This window comes from Gilvimarinus algae, assembly GCF_030518215.1.
Lineage (GTDB): Bacteria > Pseudomonadota > Gammaproteobacteria > Pseudomonadales > Cellvibrionaceae > Gilvimarinus > Gilvimarinus algae.
Genome location: NZ_JAULRT010000052.1, coordinates 424,010 through 448,023, shown reverse-complemented (window position 1 = coordinate 448,023; position 24,014 = coordinate 424,010). Strand labels below are relative to the sequence as shown.

The window sequence follows — 24,014 nt, the reverse complement described above, 5'->3', positions numbered from 1 at the left end:
CCATGACGACAGGAGCCGCTCTCTGGAAACCGTTTGAAAGTGACACCGGACGACTCGTGCGCTTGAAGTTCGCAAACCCCCTGTCGACATTGGCCGAAGTGAACGCCATGGCATCAGCGCACCCCAGCACGGAGTTTCCACTACCGGGGCATGGCTTCAATGCCTCTGAAATCGCGCTCTTGCGCAAGTACGACAACGAACCGCCGTTAAGTCGATTCGACACCCATCGGGGACGCAAACCGATCATCCGGAATTGCCCACAGTGTGATGCCCTCGGCTATCATTCCTGGCTATTTAAGATGGCCTGGTTACAACGCTGCCCTGTCCACGGCACTCCCCTGACCATCCTAAACCGTATTGATGACGAATGGTTCCACTTTAAAGACGCGTTGCGCGCGTCGCTGAGAGCGGAACGGTCCGGCGCCCTCCCCGAGGCCACTCGCCGATGGCACCTTCTCTGGAAACAAGAGCTTTTGGAGCCCAAAAAGTACTTTACCGCTCTGTTACCGCTTGCGAAGTTGAGTCATTGGTTGCCGTCGAGCACCTGTCAAGCGCTGACCTTGTACAGCAGTTTTCACCAGCGTAAACACGCCTACGACGTATCCATTCATCTTGACCACCACCAATGCATGGCCATCTCCAACCCTCAGTACCCAAGCTTCGTTCTGAAAAATGGCATACACGTCGGCGACAATAGCATTTGGGATCTCATCCACAGAGAAAAGCTGGTGGTCGTAAACTTCGATGACAGCAATGACGGCAAGGTCACTGCGTCTGATCACTCTCAACTGGTCCAGGCGTGCCAATCTTCTATAGACCGTGTCGAAACACGCATTATGCGCGCTGCAAAGAGTGCCAATACAACAGACTTCTGCACAGCCCCAGCCTCGACATCGCACTACTCAAAAGACATGAACGTCGCCTTGGTATCGTCCTTAGTCTGGCGATCACTGATGGGGGAGAATGTTTTAGCCTGTCAGCCCAAAGCGGTCACCGGGGTACATCTATATCGACAAATCACAGGCCCAATGATGCCGTTACGACCCGTGCCAATGACACACGGCATACACAGCAACCATTCCACCATGGCCACCGGTGAGGAATACCCACTACCGATTTCGGTGTCTACGCTGGTGTTCGAATTGGATTGTTGGTGTCTGTATCGCGCGATCTATACCTATTTAGAGGCAATTGTGTCCGCGTTGAACATCCGAAGCATGAGTCCCATTGAACTTAGAGATTTTATACCCATGTGGGCGGTTCCCGGATCACACTACAGCAATCGAGTTAACGTCTTTCGCCGAAACAACCTCTTTCAGGTCACCTTTCCCACATCGTATCTACACCTAAGGAATGAAAATCAACCAGTATTGCCTTCAGTACCCACCAGAGGAGCCCGCCATGGCCAGCCTACTGGTACAGATATCCTCTCTACACAACAACACAATAGGCTTTAAACTATGAACGAGAAAAATGATAATTGCCCCGATGACTTCTTACTGTTTTTGTATCAACGCGACGGCTTTAGAAAGCTAGATGCTTCACTGGATGGCTCAAATGGACTGTATCGCGTTAAACATCCGCGTGACAATCGATTAAAGGTTGACACCGACACAGAGGCAGTGGAGGAATGGCTTTCTCGAGCCGCTAGCGCCAGCAAACAGACCTATCTAGGATATCGCAAAGAGGCGCAACGACTACACGCATGGTCACTTGTAGAGAGGAACAAGCCGTTATCCAGCCTCACCACTGAAGACATGTCGGCCTATATGAGCTTCCTAAGACACCCATTGTCCAGTAAAGGTGTCCTTTGGACATGCAATTGGCGCTACGACCCATTAGCGCTAAATGAGCATGGGACGCTCGGGCTATGGCGTCCATTGCATTACCGCCCCAACGCGATCCATCCAAACAGATACCAAGAGAATAGAATGTATGATTATCGAGAATCCTCGGAACTTTTACACCTCACGCCAACAATAAAGCGTATAAAACGGGGCAGTCGAGAGTGGCGCCCCTTTGACGGACCTTTGGGCGAGTCCAGTGTAATTTTCTCGATGAGAGTCATCAAACGACTGATGCTGTTCTTGTCGGAATTCGGTTACATCAGTAAGTGCCCCTTAACCATTTATAATAATCGTTCAGAAGCAGAACCTCACCCAGCCATGATGCCACGATCCTTTGATGAAAACACTTGGGATTTTTTTTGGAAATTTCTTAATTTTAAAGTTGACACTCCCCTACAGAAAGAGGCATCCACAAAAGCCATAAACAGAGAGCGTCGCATATGGAAGCGCAACAGAGTAATCTGCGCGACTCTCTACTTTCTCGGGATAAAATTAGGGGAGCTTGCCAGGCTAAATGTCTCGTGTTTTTACTTAAGGCGCTTATCGGACCTCTCAGGTCGTGAAGAAACTCTATCCTGGTGGGTGAAAATATCAAACCCATCTGGTGTGATTCGAGACGTTCCTGTGCCGCACAGTTTAATTAACCTCCTGACCGACTATCACGACAACACGGACTATTTCAGCATTGACGCACAACTGTCTCGTCGTACCGATCGCGCAACACAACCGAGTGCCCGAGAAATACCTGTCATAAAGAGCCTTTCCGGGACTCGCAGGATCCAAGACAACACTATACATCGCACACTGCAAGAGGCATTCTTGAAAGCAGTGGAATACTATAAAGAGTTAACGAGACAGGGCCATACGATCAAGGGGGTTGACATCAACAAGTTGGTGTCTGGGAGCTCCCACTGGATCCGTGATACCAGTGGGAGCCATCAGGCAAAGTGTGCAACCAGTCTTGAAGAGCTGAAAGCAAATCTTGGCCATGCTTGTGCGGATCAGACCCATAAGTACAAAATGTGTGACGACGCACTTAGGGCTATACACGCCCAGTCATTTACATTGACCACCAAAAGCCACTTGTAAACCGCCATCACCAGAATCCAGCATGCCGGTAATCGGTGTGGTTTTCTCAGACGGCGTAGAGCAAGACTACTTGGCGTTTAATTCCGGGTGTATATTGTCCATTGATGTGACTCAATATCAAGGTGCACCTGTATTCTACTTAAAGCGAGCTTGGCAGGTGCGTTAAAGCATCCTTAAGTAACTCGAAGCATAGTCTATCGGTTTTACCCAGGATTACCTCTGCTTTGTGTAATTACGCATTCAATAGGTAAACGTAGGTAATTTCTAGCGTCCTGAAACCGCCTGCGGCGCAGGCTAAAATGGGCTGGAGGTGACATGGGCCCCCTTAAATCAGCCAAACGGTTGCTGGTATTGGATATCGACCACACCTTAATCAATGTGCCTCTCTACGACCCACTCATTGAAGCACTGACCAAAGATGGCGCTTCAGCGGAGGAGTTCTATCAAAACCTGCCCGATGGAGGGGTTTTCATTGAGGCGGGATCACCAACACGGGTGTACCCCAGACCACACCTGCTGAGCTTTTTGGAGGGTGCCGAGGCACTTGGCTACGAGTTGGCGCTCTGTACTACCGCTACCAAGGCCTATGTGCGTGTGGTGTTACCCTTGTGCGGTGTCGATTTGTCCAGGTTTGTTGCTGTCATCACACAAGAGGCACTGAGGCACTGGGGCGGGAAGCGAATGAAGGACATTGCCCAATTTACGGCCCTGGGCTACTCGCCGGATAACATTGTCGCGATCGACGACTCTACAAGCGTCTACCTCCAACCTGAACACGTTTTCCAGATTTCCCCTTTTCTCGTTACCGGCAAAGGTTATATCAAAGACTCTGCCCTGCCAGACATGCTTCATCGCCTCGCTGCCTTAGGTGGGCGGTCGTTGCTCAAAATCAGGCAGCATCGTCAACAGCACTTCCAACGTGAACGGCTCATCCGAGACGTGTCTCTAGCAGCATTCGATAGCAAAAAGTACAAAAATCTATCCTCGCGTCCCCACATATTTGATCAACGCTGCGCGGACCTCGATCACCATCAGGGTACTGACCCACCCCCGCCCATCTCACTAGACCACTTCCTCATTTTTAAGGACTTTGGTCTTGTGGGAGATATTAGAAAAGTGGGAAAGCGCCTTAAGGTTACGAATTATTGCCCTGAGGCGTGGAGAGATGTTCCTCCAGATGTCAGCATCATCAAGCTGAGTGGCAATCTCTTGAATCGGCTGTACTGCGAGTGGGATCGAGAATGGATTCAAAACCTGTGCCGATTTCTGGGATACACTGTCGATCGAGACGACGTATTGACGCTCGCGGCCATCAGTATGCAGCCCACCCACACCCCGCGGCTACACATTTTAGCCCACGAGACTAGCGTTCCCGGCTTAGCGAGTGATGCTCTCGATGTCTACTCTATGAGCTGAAACAGACAAGAGCCATTGTGGATTATTCCTGTTTACACGCACCAGGCGTAATTACACAAGACGGCGGTAAACGCGTGTAATTTGTCCTCGCGCCCAGACACTAAGCGTACAGAGACTAAGCTCATGACTACTTCTTTATCTGCGATTGCTCTCGTCTGCCAGGAGCAAGCAACAGATTAAGAATGCAACCCCATTTATACTATAATAACTTCATTGCCCTCGATGTCGCGATTGGCTAAGCTTACGATGCATTTGCGAAGTATGGAATGAGAAAAATGCAGTGAAAACAGTGGAAATGTCCAATATTTAGGAAAATTCGTATTGGACTACTGACAATGGCGGGCTCAAGCAGCTTGACCAAAACGTTACGAAAAGGAATTAATATGAATGATCTCACCCTAAACGCTCTATCTGCGAACGGAAAAACAGGAAGCATAGCTTTACCGCTGAATAGCGACGTTAATATTCTAAGCGAAGCACAGTCCCAGCTCAAAGCGCTGGGTTTTACTCAGACTGAAATGAATGGCATGATTCTATCGCCGACAAAACTGGACCCAGCTGCAATCGCTGACACACCCACTGAGAAAGTACAGCTTCTTACCACCGAAGAGCTAAAAGGCCCAGATTTTCCTCCGGTTCCAAAGCCCGCCAACCAAGATGAATTTCCGCCCAACACCTCAACATCCGTTCTCGTATCGACATCCGATTCCAATTTTTTTATCTATTTCTGGGGAGATGATGGTGAAGATCATGGTTCCTATGCGCCGGCAAATCAAGACACCTATACAGACCCTCAGTTCCCACTTCAATCCAAAATTCAATACAAGCGCTACTGGTTAAATACCGGTAGCTATAAAATTATTGGCAAGCAACAATTTAGTAAAAGTATTGCAACCACTCAAGGCATGTCGACAACGGATACGCAAACCTTTAGTGCCGAGCTGGGCGTTGCCGTAAACGGACTGTCTGCCAAACTGTCAGAATCGACCAGCACATCAATCACCATTTCTGAACAGAAAACGGTGACAGAGACATACTCATTTGAGGTGCCAGAGGGAAAGGTCTGTGTATATACACTATGGCAACTCATTGAGGAATTTGCTCTTACTGATCAGGCGGGCAATGAAATAGTATGGCGAGGTAACTACCTTCCCTTGAAGAATCCGCCACCGTTCATACCTAAATTCCCCGCAAAATTTCCTCAAAATTTGTTTACTAACAACAGTGCTCGTTACGTTTCCGACCCTGTTATGTTTGACAAATAATATACGTAGACAATGTACACCCCCCATATTTAAGGGGAGGCGTACACAAGCTACCGAAGCTAGGCGGCAACGATGCTTCAAGCTATCGCCAACAACTCTAGAGTCTTTTTATCATTCCTCAACCAATATGTAGCCAAGATCTTGTGAATTAGCATCTACGGTACAGATGCCGGTACCATTCGCCCCAAGTCCGTTAATGGTTAAACTTTTTTGCATTGAATGTGCGTACATAATCGTACTCAACTGAGCTCTTCCCAAATCAGAATCGATGCTGGCACATAGTCGATCGGCTACATTACACACCGGAGAATTGTCAATTTCTTTGTCTAAATACACACATACTCGATTACTTCCAACCTCATTTTCTGGCTGAACGACAAAATAGGAAATTTTAGTACCGGACGTAGTTCCGGAAAAAACACTCGATGAAAGAAAAACACCAAAAAACAATATAAAAATTTTCATATCACCCTCAAAATTGAAATTCATATACACTTAACCAGCAATTATAGTGGTGCCGTTGAAAACTCTGTGTTAATTCTCTACCACAGTGCAAAAGCAATGACTCATGTTAACGCAAAAACTCAACTTTAACATGGAAGCTGCTCTCAAGGCCCTGCACCAAGAAAAAGGCCTCACCGGCTGCTCACTCCGCTAACCTAGCAGCTCTCCGAGCCTGCCATCCAGGCCGAGTTGGATAGCTATTTCGCCGATGAGGACAATGTAAGAACTTCAGCACACCCAAGACCGTCAAGAGCGCTGCGGGTGCCGCTGAGCTCAAACCTCACGAGACCGTGCTGGAACCTTCGAACTACAACTGGTCAAGAGGCGCCAAGCCTACCCTACCTGACCGATGAGCTGAAACGTAACATCATCGCTCTATTTGCTCTGGATACCAACTGCCAGGGTATCTGGTTACACTCAGCGTCACTGCCCGCGCTGGACGATCTGGAGTTCAAATGGGACGACAAGTGCGTAATAGTCATCAAGTCAAGACACGACAAGTGGCCGACGCTGTCGGCCTACTTCAAATACCCTGATTACGTTCGTACTGCCATCTACACGACCAAAGCCGCTGAGACTGTGCATCGTCAGCTCCGTAAACTGAGCGAGACAAAAGGTGGCGCTAATTGAAGCAGCTTCAGCCGGCTTGCTGGAAACACCCCAGCGGCAACACACCCGGTTTAGACCGGAAATCTGACGCTCGAGCAATTGACTATCCGTCTCACGACTAAGATTGATTATTACATCGACCGGTGAGCTCTGATTGTCTAACGCAGAGTTTTGAAAACCCTATCATTTTTTTAAACTAACACTGCTAATTACTGGCATTTCTACATTGTTAATGTTCGTTATCATGCAACCATCAAACTTCAAATTCACCGTTTGATTTGCCATAAGCCCTGCAATTAACAATGATAACTTTTGATCTTTAGCTATATCAGTTAATGGAATCACTGCCCTCAATGAATCTTGACAAAGATCAGGGTTCAAAAAGGAGCCGTCTTCAGGCTTGACGGCAATATAATTGTGCTCACCAATTGTCACGACTTGAACTCCGGAAATTTTAACATCTCCAGAAGTTCCGGCAGCTAAGGTAAAGCAGGAAATAAAAGCTAAAACAAACAAACATATAACTCTAGTCATTTTGCAATCCTTTAATTAAGCCTAAGTAAATGATGAACTCGAAAAAATTGACAGAACCAAGAAAAACAAGCAATATGCTTTTTATTTAACTACAATATACTGAAAGGATTCATAATTCTCTCCGCAAGAACCGTTCTCCTGAAGACTAACTTCTTTATGATTTACTTTTGCAGACAATACCGCTTAAATAACGCACCCTGTTTACTTCTTGGCCATATTGATCGCCATCCAACCACCATCATTACAAGCGGTGTTTTTGGTGCTTTCGGATAATTTAGATGTTATTGATCCATACCACAACTATCGTGCCAGTGCATCTTTAGTAGACAAGGCATAGCTTGGCGCTCCAAATAAAAAACAGAAAAAGTCACTTTGTTCATCAGCAATCTCGGAATTATCTTTGACTTTTTCTACTCCCCTTCATGTACATAGCCCCAATGCCAGTCCTCGACAACACTTCCGTATGTATCACAAGTGTCTGTACCTTTAGCATAGACTGGCTTCCCGGTTGAATACGCAAGCAGAGCCAACCCCATCACTGCCTTGCCGGCTTCGGTATTCACATCGAACGCAAGATGACTTGCATGAGCCTCATTGGTGCACGAAGCGGGGATCCCGCCGAGCGGCTGCTCAAAAGCAACATAGCCTTTACCATCATTATCAACTCTCACCTTAACTACTATGGCACGTTCAACCTCGCCTCTCCCAAAGGCAGCCGAGGGCAATAGCATCATTACCATCAGAATTACAATTGTTCTCATTTTTTTCCTTATCTTCAAAAGGGAATACATTTTTCGCACCAGAGCCTAAAATGAGCAATAATTACCATATTGCGAACACATTATCTCACCAAGGTACTAAAAGTGAGTTTTTCACCCTCCCCACTCTGAGAATAGATTGCGCCAACAGCACAAAAAACACTACTTAATTCGGCTTTTCAATAGAAACAGAACTAGGAACATCACCCGTCAAACCAGACAGTTCTAATACCTTGTTTCGCAATACAGCAAGCTAGCCGGAAATTTTTTCTTTCACCAAAGTTAGCATGCGATCATAGTGATGGGTGAAGAATTACAAACAACTACTTAAACATTGTTAAGAATCTTGGCATCTGTTACAAACCGAGCTTAACCCACACTAAGACCTTAGTGTGCCAAGTCACACGCTGTACTCCGCCAATATTAGCTAATAGAAGTCGCAACTAATTAAGAGGCGCAAACCCCAAAACCGAAAAAATTAACGAGAATTAACTTGAACAGCCTTGCAATATACTTTTCCATCTTGTGCGCATACTGCTTGATCAGAATTCTCTACGTTGATTTTGACGTCGGAATTTAGAGCCTTGGCAGATAATATGATTGATAATGCCGTCTTTCCTGCGCTAGTTTGGTTGTCAATTAGGACATAATCCTTTTCGCAGGGCGCGGAAAAGATGGAGCTGTTTTCTGAAAGTTGAACCAATACCATATCGCCAAAGTCAGGGCCGCAATACGCACCGCCAGGAAAATAGCTATAGACTGCTTCTACTTTCGTCCAGCCGCCACTTGATAGCTCAGCGTGAGTAGAGTTTATGCTAAATAGAAAAATGCAACATGAAGCCAATGTGTACTTTAAAACCTTCATTGTTCCCTCACCGATATATCCTATATAAGTTCCACGATTCTGCATTCGTGCACAAAACCTGAGCATATTCAAAACCTGAGCACATTCAAACAATACTACTCCCCTTCGTGGACGTAACCCCAGTGCCAACTCTCGACAATAGCATAACTATCACAAGTATCAGTACCCCTAGCAAAAATCATCTTCCCGGTCGCCTTTGCAAATAATCCTAAAGCCATTATTGCTTTGCCAGCCTCAGTGTTTGCATCGAACGCCAAGTGGCTTTTATGAGCTTCGTTGCTGCAAGTGGCGGGCACGCCGCCCAGCGGCTGATCAAAGGCTATATACCCCCTTCCGTCATTATCGACTCTCACCTTAACCACTTTAGCGCTCTCCACCTCTCCGCGGCCTAAAGCGGTTAAAGGTAGAATTATTAGCAAGATCAGTGCTACGCAAAATTTCATCCTTTCACCCTTCAAAGAAAATCGGCTTTCTGTACATGTGAAATCATTATAAATACTCTTCGCAGTATTTAGGCTTGTCTCAGCATGCCAGACGTTTCATCTTACTGCACAAAACCTCAAACTTAAGCATCAAGTTATTACAGCTTAGGAAATTTTATATTGAATTAAGTAAACTGTCCCGGAATTCCGAAACCCAATTTTAACGTTTATTTTCACACTCCTTCATATCAATACCAACCCAGCACAAATCACTAACGACTCATTGCAGCAGATCAAAACATTCAAACTGCCACCTTTAAGGCGCATGCTTAACCCACCTAGAGGAATAGAAAAATACATCTGCCAGCATTAAATTACACCTCAAAATCAATAACTCTGACCCGAATGGCACTAAGTTAAGGAAATTTAGCATTCAAATTGTTAAGGCAGACAATGTGAGTAAGCTGCTAAAAAAGATTTAACAAAGTGTTCATCAGCACAAAGCCCTATACTTCATGGGCGGCTAGTCTGACGAAAACATGCTTAACTTAGTGCCATTCGACTCTGACCCCATTAAACCTATTAAGCCAAGTTGTACAATCGTTCGGCAAACATTTCCGAGCGTTGTCGATCTCCGGTCAACCCCATATGCTCGGTTTCAAGCCACCAAATATATTCAAATATTTCATGCTTTGGCTTTCTTGAAATAAGCATCTTGTAAAGTTCAGGAACGTAAGAATCATATTCATGCTCGGCTTCAGGGATATCGCCAACTCCAATTGGATCCCACTCTTCAATCAATATTTTTTGTATCTCTTTCTGAAGCGCTTTCGCTCGATCTAAATGTACTGACATCATTTGGGTGCTCCCCAGATCACCGTTATAACTTTTCCGGTTTTCGAATCAATAATGACTCGAATATTATTCACCGCATCATAAAAACCCGTCGTACCCGCTCTTGTACGAAATATTTTTCCTGTTCTAATAACATTAAGAACCACCGAGGGCATTATTCCTCTGTTCTGCATCTGGTCTAAGGCATGGCCAGAAAACTTTGTACCATTAAAAGTGGTCATTTCATTTCTCACTCCTTGATATGGCGCATTTCTCAGCTCGAAACCTCTACTCCCTTTAATGCCAGTAGCTTCTCGACCTCGCCCAGAACCAGCACTTGCACCACCTCTACCTCCCCCAGAACCAGCACTCGCACTACCTCGACCGCCACCAGCAGCCGCACCACCCCTACCTCCGCCAGCAGCCGCACCACCTCGGCCGCCTCCTCGACTAAATCTTAAAGCCCGATTGGCCGCGGCGCCTCTAAGAGCAGCACCCCCCGCACGAGCAAAAGCACCTGCACCAGATCCCATTAACGCCCAGGAAATTACATCCCCCCAATCAACACAATCGAATCGTCCTCCGTTTCTACTGAGCTGATAGCCAAGGTTACCTAATCCACCCGCTAACCCACCCGCCAACCCCAATTCACCGGTCGGGTCGATATAGGTAATTGGGTTTGCATACGCGTAACCATAGGTGTTAATACCACCGCCCAACCCAATTGGGTCACTGGAAATATAGCGTCCTAACTTAGGGTCATAGTAGCGATGTAAATTATAATGTAAACCGGACTCAGCATCGTAATACTGACCTGGAAAACGAGTATTTAACACCAGTGATTGGCCGTCTTTATCGACATCATTATAAATAAATGCCTTGCCAAATGCTTCACTGTTGGCACGCCACGCAACCTTTCCGTCTATGCGTGTAGCAAAGCGTGCAGTGCCTAGATGATCGCCATGAATGGTGTGTATACCGTTAGAGGTTTCTACCTGTGCAGGCAAAAGATCGCTAAGAAAATAGTCATAACGTTTACTTTCTGCGACTACAGACCCTAACTCGGTGAATTCAGCTATTAGGCTTGATCCCTGCCATAAAAACCATGTCGTATTACCATTAACCGTTTTACTAATACGACGCCCGATATTATCATACTGGTAGGTAGCGGTAGTGGTGCCTTGAGTGAATTGCGATAGACGTTCAAATGCATCATAACTGAATACTCGCGTGCCCTGATTGGTCTCTTGATTTATGAGATTACCAGCATCATCGTAATCCAGCGTATATTGATCCATACCAATCAGTTGCTGATTGGTATCATATCGATAGGCATTTGGCTCATCGGCTTCCTTACGATTGCCTATAGCATCATATTCGGCCGAAAAATCCCTTAGCCCTTTACTGGGGTCATAAAGGACTGAAGTTAATCTATCGAAGCTGTCGTATTCATAGGTGTGTGTACCGTCCTTATCATTCACTGAGTCTCTACGACCAATAGCATCAAAACCATAAACCAGAGCCTCTATTGTTTTAGCACCGTGATGGTAGTGTACGGACTTCAACTCTCCCGCTGGTCGATATTCAAACCGAGCCATCGTACCGTTACTGTTGTCAACACCTTCTAAACGATTATCCTCACTATAGAATGCAGAGTAGGCCCTGCCCACAAGATTTGCCGATTTCAAACGATTGAGTGTATCGTATTGAAATGTATTAACAGTTTGGACAACACCGTTATTATAGGTAATACTTTTTTGTAGACCTCGGTCGTTATATTCAAACGCCAGCTCTCTGTCGCCGCCGGGTATGTAATGCACTGTGGTATGCGCAAGTCGATCAAGCGTGTCGTATTCGTAAGTGTAAAGTGGAATTGCAGAAATACGCGAATCATAACTTTTATGAATATTGGTATTTAAATCGTACTCAAACCGTTGATGATACTCACTGACAGTGGAAGCCTCAGAACTGAATACATCTACACGCTCCAAGCCACCCCAGGGCGCGTACTCATACGTAAGTTTGCTGCCACGTGGGGTAACAACCTTAACTTGCTCGTCTCGATTGTTGTAGTGAATAGTTGTGAGCTCACCCATAGGTCGTTGCTCGGACACCCTCCTAGAAAGAGCATCATAAGTAAACACAAAGGCGCCCTGATTTCCATCTTTTACTCGGACTATATTGCCTAGCGCGTCATACTCGTATTCGGACTCGACAGTAGTGTTTACGCCCAATACTTCTTCTTTAATTAATCGGTCCAAGGAGTCATAGGTGTAGCGACGTATACGACTTAAATCATTTAGATCAGCCTCTAAAGTTCTTCTACCGGCAGCATCGTACTCGTAACTAAGAGCATGGCCATTCGCATCCGTTTGTGTCTTTAGCTGACCAAGCTTGTCATAGGTAAATACCGCAGCTGGGTTATGCCCATCACTTCCGGTTAAGATCAAACCGCGACTATCATAGGTAAATGCGGACTGGGTGACTAAGCCTTGATCACTCAGTTGCTCCGTTCGAATAACACGTTGTTCGCTATTAAAAAAGTACTTAGTATGCAAGCCTTGAGAAAAACCGCCTTGCCCATCGGGCTTTCGATTTTGCTCAGTTGCAACAAGATTATTGCCCTCATAAAAATATATTGTCTCTTCCTGCAGGGCGTTAGTGACACTTAGTAAACGATCTAGGTCGTCATATTCGTTGAACGTAGAAACATTGGACTTAGCATCAGTCATTGTGGAAATATTACCGCGAGCATCGTAACTAAAATGCTCCTGACCCTCGGCAACCTCTACCCCATTACTATCGCGCCAATATGTCCGGGTTAGATAAGGGCTGTTATTTTCATATTCTATAACATAAACTGTTCCATCATCGTACTGAATTTCTATCAGTTGATTACGTAAGTTGTATTTATAGTTAACTGTTTGATAGCTGCCATCTTCCTTACGGTTTCTAACGGATTGAATGGTTATAGGCTTACCGTCAGCATTTACGTTATGCAGGTATTCGGATCGAAATATTTTATGCGGGTCTTTTGAGGAGACTACTTGTTCGCTTTCAATAAAGCTTCCGTTGTAAGTCACTTGCCGAACAATGACTTCTCCGGAGGAAAGTTTGGTTTTTTGGGCCCTCAAACGGCCTTCGGCGGTAAAATCAAATTCAAGTGTTTTAATCACATCTCGCTCACCGGACTCATTCTCGGGCCCGCTGATTATTTCCCTTTCCACTAAGTTGTTTGTACTTAATTTGTATTGCGTCAGACTGCCTTCGGCGTCGAGTATGTCGGTGGTAAAACCGTGTTCATTAAAAGTATATTCGGTAACTGCCGATACAGGATTTTCACCATTGTCATCGGTAATAGTTTCTGTCACTATGGTGTGATAGTACGGGGCAACATAATTGATATCAAAATTCTGATGTCCATATGTTTGTTGGACAACACGATCTTTTTCATCATATACGTTAATAACGGGTGTGGCCCCCTCTCCGACTTGCGATGACGTGAGGTTATGACTGTCATATGGATCTTCGTATTTGTACTGTGTAACAATGCCTTCCAGACCATTAACGGTTTCCAAGTTTCCGTTGGTAAGATTTTGATCCTTGTGGGTGAAAGTATTATGTACGTAAGTCACTTCGCGGTCATCATTGGCGATGGCTTTTACAACACGGCCCGTAACAGGATTGTATTCAAAACGAATATAATTACCGGTAAGTGTACCGTCTGCCAAGCGCTCTTCTATACGTTCCAGTTGATACGTAGAGGCCACTGTCATAGGTGTGTCTGGATCGATAGACGCCGGCGAAGACCCTACAAGATTGTAGCGCCCAGGATTATAACTGTATTCCAAGCGGTGACCATCGACTGTTTCCGCAGCAATTAACCTGCCTTGTATATCATAATAATCGGTTGCGCCACTTAAATATGCAAACCGATAACCGCCATTCTCGCTTTGCGATAACTGACCCTGCAAGCCAGCTTTTGCTGGCACATAGGCACCGGCGACCATACGTAATTTATCTCGTTGCCCACAACTATATCGAATTACTACAGAGCCATCGGCATACTCGTAAACTCTGCGGTCGTGACTAAATGCCCACCCATATCCCAGTGGACTATCATAGGTACTATGGCTGCTATAGCTACGACCAAGCGTGATCGGAAACACACCTTGAATATGCATATCAACAGCATACTTTTTCTCACGCCCTGAATAATAACTAACGGGGAAAGGGCTACTAGCTGAACTGCCACGGCCACCTGACCCGCATTCATCAGGGGAGTCCTCTACTTCCACATCAACAAGACTTTCACCATACTCACCAAAACCGTCAGCATAGCCGCCTGCCGCTATCAGCATTAAAGACAATAAAGTCAAAATACGAACTGATAATTTTAAAATGCTAAAGTTCCTGTTTAATAATAGTAGCAATGCATTCATTATTTATTCCCAAAATTGGTAAAGCATTTTTCCTGCGAACAGTTTTGCCGACATGATTGAATCATTGCCGCAAACTCTCAGCCTTTTCAGCTTGTCCTATACGCCCATAAAGGCTACTGAGTGAGTTTGTGATGTCAGCGTCGTCTGGGTAGTATTGCCTGAGTGTTAGCAGGCGGGCCTCAGCTGCGGCGTACATTTTGTTATAGAGGTCTATTCGTACTTGTAGCAAACTTGCTTGCTTATGATACGGGTACAACGCTAACACGGGTGCTATAATTTTTTGTGCACTATCACCATGTCCCCATTGCATTTCTATTGCAGCCAAGGCCAAGCGGTATGCTTTATTCTCAGGCGCTTTATATACAAGGCGGCTGTAATATTTATAGGCAGTTAAAATTTCACCTGCCTGTAGTGCGTTTTCAGCCTTTACCTGCCAGGCTTCCAACTCAGATGTCAGCTGGGCCTGTGCGTTAAGTGCCGCAATCACACCAAATATGCAAAAGGAAATAAATATTTTTTTAAAATGATTATTCATCATTGACTACCTCGACCTTTATGGTGGCCATACCAAAGTTACTTAAATAGCCGCGGAGATTAGCGGTCATGTAATGGATGCCATTGTTGTGCTTGGTACTGTCCCAATTAAGAGTCATTGGAAAGTACCCCACTTCGCTCTCAAAGAGGAACTGACCATCTACAAAAAACACGGGCTCAAAGCGCTGTGATGCGATTGATGCCAAGTCTTCGGGGTTTACATTTATTCGCATAGCGACAGTACCGCTAACCTGAGGAATACCATTATCCATTGGAAATGTGTCTAGCAGGCTAAACTGCAAAGGAAAGTCGCCACGTTTACGCGCTGAACGCTGAGCTGGCGCATAGGTTTTATGTTGGTTCTGTTGCTGCGGCATGCGCTTCTCGATAGGCCACTTTAACTCTTCGATATACTGCGGTTTCGATTGAGCGTGCAATGAACTCCTTGCTTTTGTGTCTAGCACCAGTATGGAGTTTTCAGCCAGGCGATATCCGTCGCCAGCGATCTCTAATCTCGGGTGCTCGGCCAGACTAATCACTTGCGACACGTCTGATCCATTCCAACGTTCAGAATGTTCTCCCGCGTCGCGTGCAACCCAATTTACAACTGTATGTAATAAAGGCCCATGGTTATTTAGCCCTACTCGTATCACGACACGCGCAGGCTTTGCCAAGGTATAACGAATACTTTGTGTGCTGCCATCCCAGTATAAATTGCGTAATGGCGCCACCTGACCCGCACTGTTGTCACTAAGATCATAAATGCCGGTAGTTTGATCGCTTCCTACTGCACTTAGGGTATACCGATAAGCTTCTGGTGGTACAGGCCGCCCTAGCTGATCATCCCCCTTCCATCTGGCCTTATGCTCCCCGGTCTCCAATTGCCCCAACGTGATACGCTTAACAAGTAAGTCGCGGTCGTCATATATATTAAGCGCCACTGAAGCGGGGCGATCTAACGCAAACTGAATCGTTACTCTTTCGCCATTTGATAAATTGAGTGTGGTGCTGTCGGTGGATACGTTACTAATGACAACTGCGTGTACGGCGCATGAGATACATATCGCACTCAGCAACATAAAACTCTTTATGACGGCTAGCAATTTCATCGCGCACCACCCTGTTGCTTGCCTAGGTACCATACTGGTTTCCGCGCGCCACCCGCGTGTTGGGTTATTTGAGTAAAATTTCGACTACTTAGCTCTAAATGCCATATATTGGCTACGCCGCCTCGACTGGATTGAAATACCATTGAGTCACTCAGCGGCGACCAGCTTGGGTGGGCGTCCAATCCCTCTGCAAAGGTAAGCTGCTCTCGTTGGCCGCTTTTTTTCAGGAGCCAAAGTTGGTAGTCGCCAGTACTGTTACCAGAAAATACACATTGATTGTCTGGTGACACCGCCACATCAAAATGGTAAAGGTTATTGACTGTGAGTTGCTCTCTGTCGCCACTCGCCATTTCAAGCCGCCAAATATCATGGTGTTCGCCGCCGTCACCGGAGAGGAAGTAGATCCATTCATCATCTGGCGTCCAGCGTGGCTCATGCTGCAACCCTGCCATACTGACAAGTCTTTGAGGCGCAATAGGTGCACTGCCATGCAACTCACGCTCATTCATTAGCCAAATATTATTGTCATCGGTCGTTTCTGATGTACGTAGAGAAAACACAATAAATTGACCATTGTGCGACAATACCGCATCGAAGAAATCGGGCAAATCGTGAGAGAAATGCTGCTCTTTCCCCGTAGGCACATTTACCTTAACCAGCTCACCCTGAACCCCATTGACCAACAAGTTTTGGCCACCCGGATACCACGACAAAGAGCTTTTATCGAACCTGGAATGGGTGATCTGGCGCTGAGTGATACCTTCTCTATCGGTAATCCATACCTGCCAAAAGCCCTGCTCTCCCAACGCTAGGTAAGCAATATCCAAGGGTAGCGGCGTTGCTGAGGCAGTAATACTCCCTAGCACTGCTACCAGCGCCAATTTCAAGAAAAGCAGCTTTGTCATGTGTGTTTTCATAAATATCAATGGACATTTAACCATCAGTAGAGCAATTTTAAGACACCCAGGTACACGTCTTTTGTTCCTAGCACTTGTGTTTCTATTTCAATACGGAAAGTATAAGCACCCTCTCCTACCATGTGCATTTTATTACTATCGCCTTCGTAACCTTTCCATTGAACTTCATGGTCTATCCTGTCACCACCAGATGTAGCGGACTGTAAAACCCGATCCAGTAGTGTTACGACATTATTGGCATTAGGATTTGTCTCTCCAGGGGGTAATATTTGCACCGTTACAAAACTGTCTTGATTTAGACTGTATGCAATGGTCGAAACCTGATCGTAGCTTTGCGTTACCTTATAGGGATTAGATTTAATCGCTGTATCGGGCGATGTTGATGCAGGCAAAATGTCTTTCGGTTGTTTTACAATGACTGAATTCGGCGCCAGCGCCACGGGATCTGTAATCAAGGTCTGAAAACTTCCTTTCACCAATTGATCAAGACCCGATCGACCATTCCACTCGATGTCGTGGACACCAACCGGTAACAATATGTTATCGATAACTGGCTCATAAGAGGATGGCGAACTCGCCCATCTAATACCCAAAGCGAAGCGAGCCGAACTATATTTCACTTCAACAGTAGAAATTAGCGGTATGTTTTTTTCTGGGTATAAATCTGAGTCGTTATTGGTTGAGTGTGTGCTGTGGTAGCTGACAATCGAAGTTCCTTTTTCTGGGTCGTATACAAAAGATCCCATTGAGCTGGTCGCAGTAAGAATATACTCGTAAGCTTCTGGTTTGACATAGTCACCCTGATCGTTCTTAGCGTCCCACGTCAATGTATCTTGCTGCCCCGCAGGTGTTGCCGCTGCATATTCTTGGGACACCTCTTTGATCAACACTCGATCAAGCTCTGAATAAATGGATAGAGTTACTGTAGCCGGCGCTGACAAGGCGAAATTTACCGACAGCGTTTCTTCATTTCCAATAGTCAAAACATTCGGCGTATGATTGACGTCTGTTAATACCGCATAGTCAAAGATTATTGGCGAGATTGTAATTTGCGAATTACCTGCCAAGTCAGTGACAATTAATCGAATTTCATACGTACCTATCGGAGGGGTAGTTTTTGATGTGTCAGCAGAGCTCACCTGCCACACACCTAAAACTGCAGACGCCAAATTGCTCTCACCCGAACTTATATTGTTCCAATTACCCTGATCACCGATCACACGATAATCTAAACTGTAACTAGATATATTGGAATCGAGAACATTGCCAGTAATGACAATACTGTGTTCATCCACTGGAGCCACAGAACCTGAAGCAGGTGTTTGTATTGTTGCCTCTGGTGTAAGGCTGTCTATTTCTACATACCCCGCGGCCTGTTTAACACCGTTGACAACCAAACCCCAGGAGTAACGGCCATCCAAATTAGTGCCGCCAGTCCATTGTGCCGCTAAAGAATCACTAGTATCAGTGATCGCATCAATCAGCACACCAGCTGAGCTGTAAATATTCACTTGCCAGCTCACGACCTCACTTAAGTTACCCACCCAACTTATAGAGTCCTGAATGCCATCGCTGTTTGCTGGCGAAATATAGCGACAGGGATTGATTTGCACGCCCGCCCTCAAACAAGAGACGACCAGTGGTGAAGTTAGGAAGCTTCCCTCTGCCTCTGTACGAGGAGAAGACGTATCAACTAGACCGATATCACCGGCAATAAGTTCATTAAAGTCTGGTGAAGCACTGCCCCACCAGTTATCGGTCATGTCGATAACGACATTGGCAGAATTCCAGCTTCCAAAGAGCCGAATTGCCCCTGAAGCACCAGCAGAAATATTGTTGCCTTGCACAATAGGAGTTGGCCAATCATTTGACGCGCCATAAATATTGAACGCGTAGTTGCTCGACGTTATCGTATTACCTGTAATAATAGGTGCGCTATCCGCGCCTCTAATTTCTATCGCATTAGATTCGCAAATAACGTCATTATCTTGGAAGGTAATTGTACTTTCATTGATATAAATACAGGCCGGGCTTGAACGAGGGAAATCACCAACCTTAACGATTGAGTTATTAGCTATATTGCCGCTAGAAGTATTTATGACATACAAACCATAACTTGTAAAATCTTGAAAGTGACTATTTGTTATCGACAAAAGGGCTGGGCTTTCTGCAGCAATCGGTGTGGCAGCACCAACAACTTCCAACCAGTCTAAATCAATACTGGAGCCCGACTTTGCTTGTATGCCCCCCCAAAAACCTGACTCTAGCGAGTCTAGCGCATGTAGTTTAATAGGAGCGACCTCGGAGCCAAAAGCTACCAAAGCCCCTTCTATAAGCAACTCCATATCTTCGCTAAATATAAGTTCTGCACCTGCCTCAAGCGTCAATGTTAATCCGACTGGCACATGAAGGCTTGACAATAAAGTGTAACTTTCACCCTCTGCCAATACCAGGTCGCTTTCTAAACGACCGACCAGGTAATTTCCAAATACTGGGTTACCTGCAGGGCCATCTAAGAAATCACTGTAGTCAACCACACCTTTTAGCATTACTGAATCACTGTAATCGCTAATTCTAGCAGAAATGTCACTTGCGCTGAGACTTCCCCACCAATTTCCCTTCGCATTTATCACACTTGTTGCCGCATGCTTGTAATTAGATGCGTTGATATGAGTGTCGTTTCCGACAAAGCTATTCCCATTGATAACAGGCAGCGGGTCTGGATTCAAAGATGAGTTATTTAATGCGAATATAGCTGTTTCATTACTAATAAAATTATTGGCAACAATAGTTGGCGCCACTACATGACTAACCCCACTTTCGGGGCTTAGGTATACAGCAATGGAATTCTCGGAAAAAGTGTTTCCGGTTAGGTTTATACTCACACCCTGAAGCTGAACGCCCCTCGCATTATTACGAATAACACTTTCTGAAATCGTACCTGTCGGCGACTGATCATCTGACCCTGAAAAATAAACACCGGAAATTTCAGCATACTCAATGACTGCATTACTGATGTCAGCATGGCCTGAGCCAGTAACGTGTATCCCCCCCCATCGATCAGCGGCCTCGAAGGCAGGGTGTGCGGTACTAAAAAGCACAGGATTGTCCAATGCACCCTGAACATTTAAGTTTCCAGAAACATGAAATTTGACGTCTCGTTCAAATAATAATTTCACCCCGCTTTCAATGGTAAGTGTCGCACCTTCCATTAGGTATAAATCTGAGCTGAGCGTGTATTCAGCCCCTGAATTTATTACGGTATTACCAGTAACAGGGCCCGAAAGAAAGCTGCCAACAATTGGTGTGCCGTCATAACCATCCAGCTCATTACTGTAATCAACAAAAGGTAATGTTTCGGCCGGCCGGTCAACAAAATGATAGATGGAGTTTTCAGTGTTATTGTATAATCTATTCCCCCAATAGTTGCCTTGTGCATCTAGAGCAACGGCAGCAGAATTGGCGAAGCCTTCAGCCCAGTAGTTATAAAGGGTGTTTTGGTAAAAATTGTTGGCGTTCACAACCGGCAATGGGTCCGTATTCGAATTTGATCGCCCTTGAATCTTGATTGCAATTTTATTGGAGAAAATATCGTTACCGCTAATGAACGGCGTCGGCCTCAGCGTCGAATTAGCATTGCTAGCCACATAGATTGCGCTCGAAGAATAAGAGATTTTTGAGTTTAGCACTTGTCCCGTTGAGCCATCAAAATGCACCCCGTTAACGGCAGACCGAATATTGGCAAACCGTATATCAGCCGACCCGCCCGGATAAACAGTAATACCTTCCCATAGGTCCCGCTTATTTACTTCTGACCTATTCGTAAGATCTTCATCACTGATAATGCTTACCGGCTCAAACTCTGTACCTTCAACAACAAGATTGCCTTTAACAACAATCTCAAAGTCACCAGAAACAATGATAGAAACACCCTGCGGAATAGTTAACGTGGTGCCGTGCGGAACTACGAAATCAGAAAGAAGCTCATACGTATCGCCGGCATTGAGGGTCGCGTCTTCCTGCATGACTCCTAGCAGAGGTTTTATTTCACTAGGTGTACCACCTTCATCATTCAAGTAATGGCCATAGTTTACTGCCACTGAATTTACGCCATTAACACCATAGTTAAAGCCACCAATGTGATTGGCTATATCGCCAACATCACCACTTCCCCACCAATTATACTTTGCATTAAGAAATACCGATTCAGGGTTTTCGTAAAAAGCGGTAAAAAATGTGGATGTATTATCTAGAATTGAGTTGTTTTGAATAATTGGCCGAGAATCAGTTTGCGCCTCACCATCGCCGTATATATAGAATGCAATTCGGTTATTAACGATTGTAGAGTTCAAGATCTGGGGTTCAGGTGTATACCCTGAACCCGAAACACTTTCGACGCGGATGGCTCTGTCATTATTTTGTGCAAGGCTATTTCTGAAATAGCCACCAGAGCCAATAAAGTTAACACCGAATCGAGCACTCTCAATAATACTATAGTCAAATTTCGCTGAACCTCCTTCTCTTACTTCTACGCCAACCCATAGGCGCTCCTTCTGTGTTTCTTCATCAGAATTGATTACAACCTCAGAGCCTAGCGAGCCTAACCCCTCTAGTTCCCCCTCTACCAATATTGTAAAGTTTCCCGCGACTTGCAACTTAACACCTTGTGATAACACGAGGCGGGATCCAGATGGAATATAGAGATTTGACTGTAATACGTAGTCGCCACCTTCCAACGTAATATCGCCTGATATAACACCAAAAATAGACTCCAGATGGGTTGCATTCCCAAATTCTTCAGTTAAATAACCGGAAAAGTCTACAGTAGGCGCAGAGTAACCAGCCGTTAACCATGACACGGAATCCGTAACGTCCGAAATTGAAGCCGCTATACCACCCGCATCAGCAGTTCCCCACCAGTTACCTCGCGCATCGATTACCGTATTCCAGCTACCTTTATAGTTTGTGGCTGAAAGATCTTTTGAAGAATTGTTTTGTATTCTATTTCCGGTAATCGTTGGAGAGGGATCAATGCTTAGATTATGATCACCTCGAATGTGTATACCTGTAGAGTTACTATGAATATGACTATCTTGAATGACTGGCGTAGGCCTAAAATCTAATGAAGAATCACTCTGAATATATATACCGTAGAGTTGATTTGAGCGGACCTCACTATGATACACGCCGCCATTCGAGCCGTTAAATTCGATACCATTGTTGGCATACTCAATCAAGGCATAATGAATATTGGCAATTCCGCCTGGTGCCACATATATGCCTTTCCAATCATTTTTTCTCGGAGCCGCCTCCCCACTGGTAAAAACTACCAATTGCTCCTCCTGTCCATGAACATTGAGCTCACCTTCAATAATTAACTCATAATTGTCGGTAAATAATAACGTCACACCAGCTTCAACTAGCAACTGAGCTCCGGCTGCGACGGTAACGTCACTATCGATAATATACTCTGCGCCGGCTTGTAATCGAGCATCCGCTGTAATACCTGGTGGTAGCGCTTGGCCCGCTGGCAAAGCGGGAATGCTACTTACCAATTGATGAACAGATTGGCGCCGTGTTCGCTCGGCATTAAGGCCGGCCATTGGCCAGGCACTATCGGCCAACCCCAACGCCTCGGTCTCTATAACAATTAAACCGCTATTTTGTGCACTCAAATAAAGACCTCCACCCTCCGCTATAAAGGGCGAAGCTACTAAGGGACTTTCAGCTTGGTGAAGTTTAGACACCATGGCGCTTGGTGCCTCTGAGCTGTATAGACTTGGATCCACCGCATAAAGAGCTGAGTCAAACGCACCAACGTAAACTCGACCATCCTGGCCAATTGCGGGCGATGCGTAAATGGCTTCACTCGCCGCACCCAACACAATGGACCAGTTAAGTTGACCCGACTCAGGGCTCACCGATAGCAGCTCACCAGTATCGTAGTTCGCTAAATACAGTGTGCCATCGGATGCTATCGCAGGAGAGGACGCTAAACGGCCGCCGAGCCCTAACTCCCAAATCGCTAAGCCGTTGCTGGGATCTATTGCGTAGAGCTTATGATCAAAAGCTCCGACATAAATCGTTCCATCAGTACCAATAACTGGAGAAGCAACGCCTCCCGTTGCTTCGAAAACCCATTGAGCTGGTGAAAGTGGATTTTGTGAAAGCGCGACGGGATCTAGTGCGTAAAGCTTCCCACTTTTTGTGGGCACAAGAATGATATTGTTATAGGTAATTGCTGCTGAAAAACCTACCTCTGCCCCAACATTAAATCGCCACTGTAATTGACCACTTAAGCCATCTAAGGCATAAAAAAAGCCATCGGTTGATCCTACATAGACTGAGCCATCGGCACCTTGAGCAACAGATGCCATGACTGATGCGCCAGTTTCATACCGCCAAATAATAGCGCCATCACTGCTGTTTAATGCGTAAATCGCACCATCGTAGGAAGCCACATAGACACGCAACTGATCTTCACTGATGGCAGGCGTTGAACCAATATAACTCGCCGTTTCAGCACTCCATAACTCGGCGTGAGTTGAAACATCATACGCATATACTCTGCCATCAGCTGAACCCACAAATATATGATTGTTGTCACTTGAGTATGCGACTGATGAGCCGATATTGCCGCCATTTCCCTCAGACCACAGAAGATCACCAGGGGCCGAAAAAACAGTGCTAGCCAGAAATACAAGCATTAATATAAGCCACTGCTGGAACTTAATTAAATGCCTCTTTACAACCAGCCCTATTACGTTTTCTCTAACTGAATTTGCAATCACAAAAGCGTCCCTGGTTATAATTACAGTTAAAATTTTGTTTAATAATGATTTGCCAACCGGAGAATTTGGTCAAGCAGT

The 24,014-nt window shown here is 45.6% G+C and carries 15 protein-coding genes; 4 read left to right on the top strand and 11 right to left on the bottom strand.

What is annotated here, in order from left to right:
- The first annotated feature begins 2 nt into the window (after nucleotides 1–2).
- From QWI16_RS09380 to QWI16_RS09365, 4 genes are all read left to right on the top strand, one after another.
- A complete protein-coding gene (locus QWI16_RS09380) occupies nucleotides 3–1,457 on the top strand; it encodes a hypothetical protein (RefSeq protein ID WP_302712622.1) in 1,455 nt (484 codons plus the stop codon).
- A 3-nt stretch (nucleotides 1,458–1,460) separates the two neighbouring features.
- Entirely contained in the window at nucleotides 1,461–2,936 is a 1,476-nt protein-coding gene (locus QWI16_RS09375; protein WP_302712620.1) for a site-specific integrase, read from the top strand.
- A 315-nt stretch (nucleotides 2,937–3,251) separates the two neighbouring features.
- A complete protein-coding gene (locus QWI16_RS09370; RefSeq protein ID WP_302712618.1) occupies nucleotides 3,252–4,352 on the top strand; it encodes an HAD family hydrolase in 1,101 nt (366 codons plus the stop codon).
- Nucleotides 4,353–4,735: 383 nt separating this feature from the next.
- A complete protein-coding gene (locus QWI16_RS09365) occupies nucleotides 4,736–5,617 on the top strand; it encodes a hypothetical protein (protein ID WP_302712616.1) in 882 nt (293 codons plus the stop codon).
- A gap of 111 nt (nucleotides 5,618–5,728) precedes the next feature.
- On the opposite strand, the gene QWI16_RS09360 is transcribed toward QWI16_RS09365, so the two are convergent.
- The 11 genes from QWI16_RS09360 to QWI16_RS09305 all read right to left on the bottom strand — a co-directional run bounded on the left by QWI16_RS09360 (nucleotide 5,729) and on the right by QWI16_RS09305 (nucleotide 23,936).
- On the bottom strand, nucleotides 5,729–6,082 hold the full coding sequence (locus tag QWI16_RS09360; protein WP_302712614.1) for a hypothetical protein: 354 nt from the start codon (nucleotides 6,080–6,082) through the stop codon (nucleotides 5,729–5,731).
- An 831-nt stretch (nucleotides 6,083–6,913) separates the two neighbouring features.
- Nucleotides 6,914–7,264, bottom strand: coding sequence for a hypothetical protein (locus QWI16_RS09350; RefSeq protein WP_302712612.1), 351 nt, complete (start codon nucleotides 7,262–7,264; stop codon nucleotides 6,914–6,916).
- Nucleotides 7,265–7,674: 410 nt separating this feature from the next.
- A complete protein-coding gene (locus QWI16_RS09345; RefSeq protein ID WP_302712610.1) occupies nucleotides 7,675–8,055 on the bottom strand; it encodes a hypothetical protein in 381 nt (126 codons plus the stop codon).
- Nucleotides 8,056–8,500: 445 nt separating this feature from the next.
- Complete coding sequence (locus QWI16_RS09340) at nucleotides 8,501–8,932, bottom strand: hypothetical protein (RefSeq protein ID WP_302712608.1); 432 nt, start codon at nucleotides 8,930–8,932, stop codon at nucleotides 8,501–8,503.
- 50 nt (nucleotides 8,933–8,982) lie between these two features.
- The gene (locus tag QWI16_RS09335; RefSeq protein ID WP_302712606.1) at nucleotides 8,983–9,330 is read right to left on the bottom strand and encodes a hypothetical protein; all 348 of its coding nucleotides are present in this window, start codon (nucleotides 9,328–9,330) and stop codon (nucleotides 8,983–8,985) included.
- Nucleotides 9,331–9,891: 561 nt separating this feature from the next.
- Nucleotides 9,892–10,167, bottom strand: coding sequence for a hypothetical protein (locus QWI16_RS09330; RefSeq protein ID WP_302712604.1), 276 nt, complete (start codon nucleotides 10,165–10,167; stop codon nucleotides 9,892–9,894).
- Nucleotides 10,164–14,585, bottom strand: coding sequence for an RHS repeat-associated core domain-containing protein (locus tag QWI16_RS09325; protein WP_302712602.1), 4,422 nt, complete (start codon nucleotides 14,583–14,585; stop codon nucleotides 10,164–10,166). The genes QWI16_RS09330 and QWI16_RS09325 overlap by 4 nt, the downstream gene beginning before the upstream one ends.
- Before the next feature lie 61 nt (nucleotides 14,586–14,646).
- A complete protein-coding gene (locus tag QWI16_RS09320) occupies nucleotides 14,647–15,123 on the bottom strand; it encodes a tetratricopeptide repeat protein (protein ID WP_302712600.1) in 477 nt (158 codons plus the stop codon).
- The gene (locus QWI16_RS09315) at nucleotides 15,113–16,228 is read right to left on the bottom strand and encodes a FlgD immunoglobulin-like domain containing protein (protein WP_302712598.1); all 1,116 of its coding nucleotides are present in this window, start codon (nucleotides 16,226–16,228) and stop codon (nucleotides 15,113–15,115) included. Before QWI16_RS09315 ends, QWI16_RS09320 begins: the two co-directional genes overlap by 11 nt.
- On the bottom strand, nucleotides 16,225–17,133 hold the full coding sequence (locus QWI16_RS09310) for a TolB family protein (protein WP_302712596.1): 909 nt from the start codon (nucleotides 17,131–17,133) through the stop codon (nucleotides 16,225–16,227). The genes QWI16_RS09315 and QWI16_RS09310 overlap by 4 nt, the downstream gene beginning before the upstream one ends.
- A gap of 35 nt (nucleotides 17,134–17,168) precedes the next feature.
- Nucleotides 17,169–23,936, bottom strand: a complete 6,768-nt coding sequence (locus QWI16_RS09305) for an outer membrane protein assembly factor BamB family protein (RefSeq protein WP_302712594.1) — start codon at nucleotides 23,934–23,936, stop codon at nucleotides 17,169–17,171.
- Nucleotides 23,937–24,014: the final 78 nt, after the last annotated feature.

Coding starts and splice junctions, on each gene's coding strand:
- QWI16_RS09360 (WP_302712614.1), bottom strand. CDS start 6,082: ATGAAAATTTTTATATTGTTTTTTGGTGTTTTTCTTTCATCGAGTGTT.
- QWI16_RS09380 (WP_302712622.1), top strand. CDS start 3: ATGACGACAGGAGCCGCTCTCTGGAAACCGTTTGAAAGTGACACCGGA.
- QWI16_RS09320 (WP_302712600.1), bottom strand. CDS start 15,123: ATGATGAATAATCATTTTAAAAAAATATTTATTTCCTTTTGCATATTT.
- QWI16_RS09310 (WP_302712596.1), bottom strand. CDS start 17,133: ATGACAAAGCTGCTTTTCTTGAAATTGGCGCTGGTAGCAGTGCTAGGG.
- QWI16_RS09325 (WP_302712602.1), bottom strand. CDS start 14,585: ATGAATGCATTGCTACTATTATTAAACAGGAACTTTAGCATTTTAAAA.
- QWI16_RS09315 (WP_302712598.1), bottom strand. CDS start 16,228: ATGAAATTGCTAGCCGTCATAAAGAGTTTTATGTTGCTGAGTGCGATA.
- QWI16_RS09335 (WP_302712606.1), bottom strand. CDS start 9,330: ATGAAATTTTGCGTAGCACTGATCTTGCTAATAATTCTACCTTTAACC.
- QWI16_RS09350 (WP_302712612.1), bottom strand. CDS start 7,264: ATGACTAGAGTTATATGTTTGTTTGTTTTAGCTTTTATTTCCTGCTTT.
- QWI16_RS09365 (WP_302712616.1), top strand. CDS start 4,736: ATGAATGATCTCACCCTAAACGCTCTATCTGCGAACGGAAAAACAGGA.
- QWI16_RS09375 (WP_302712620.1), top strand. CDS start 1,461: ATGAACGAGAAAAATGATAATTGCCCCGATGACTTCTTACTGTTTTTG.
- QWI16_RS09340 (WP_302712608.1), bottom strand. CDS start 8,932: ATGCAGAATCGTGGAACTTATATAGGATATATCGGTGAGGGAACAATG.
- QWI16_RS09370 (WP_302712618.1), top strand. CDS start 3,252: ATGGGCCCCCTTAAATCAGCCAAACGGTTGCTGGTATTGGATATCGAC.
- QWI16_RS09345 (WP_302712610.1), bottom strand. CDS start 8,055: ATGTATTCCCTTTTGAAGATAAGGAAAAAAATGAGAACAATTGTAATT.
- QWI16_RS09330 (WP_302712604.1), bottom strand. CDS start 10,167: ATGATGTCAGTACATTTAGATCGAGCGAAAGCGCTTCAGAAAGAGATA.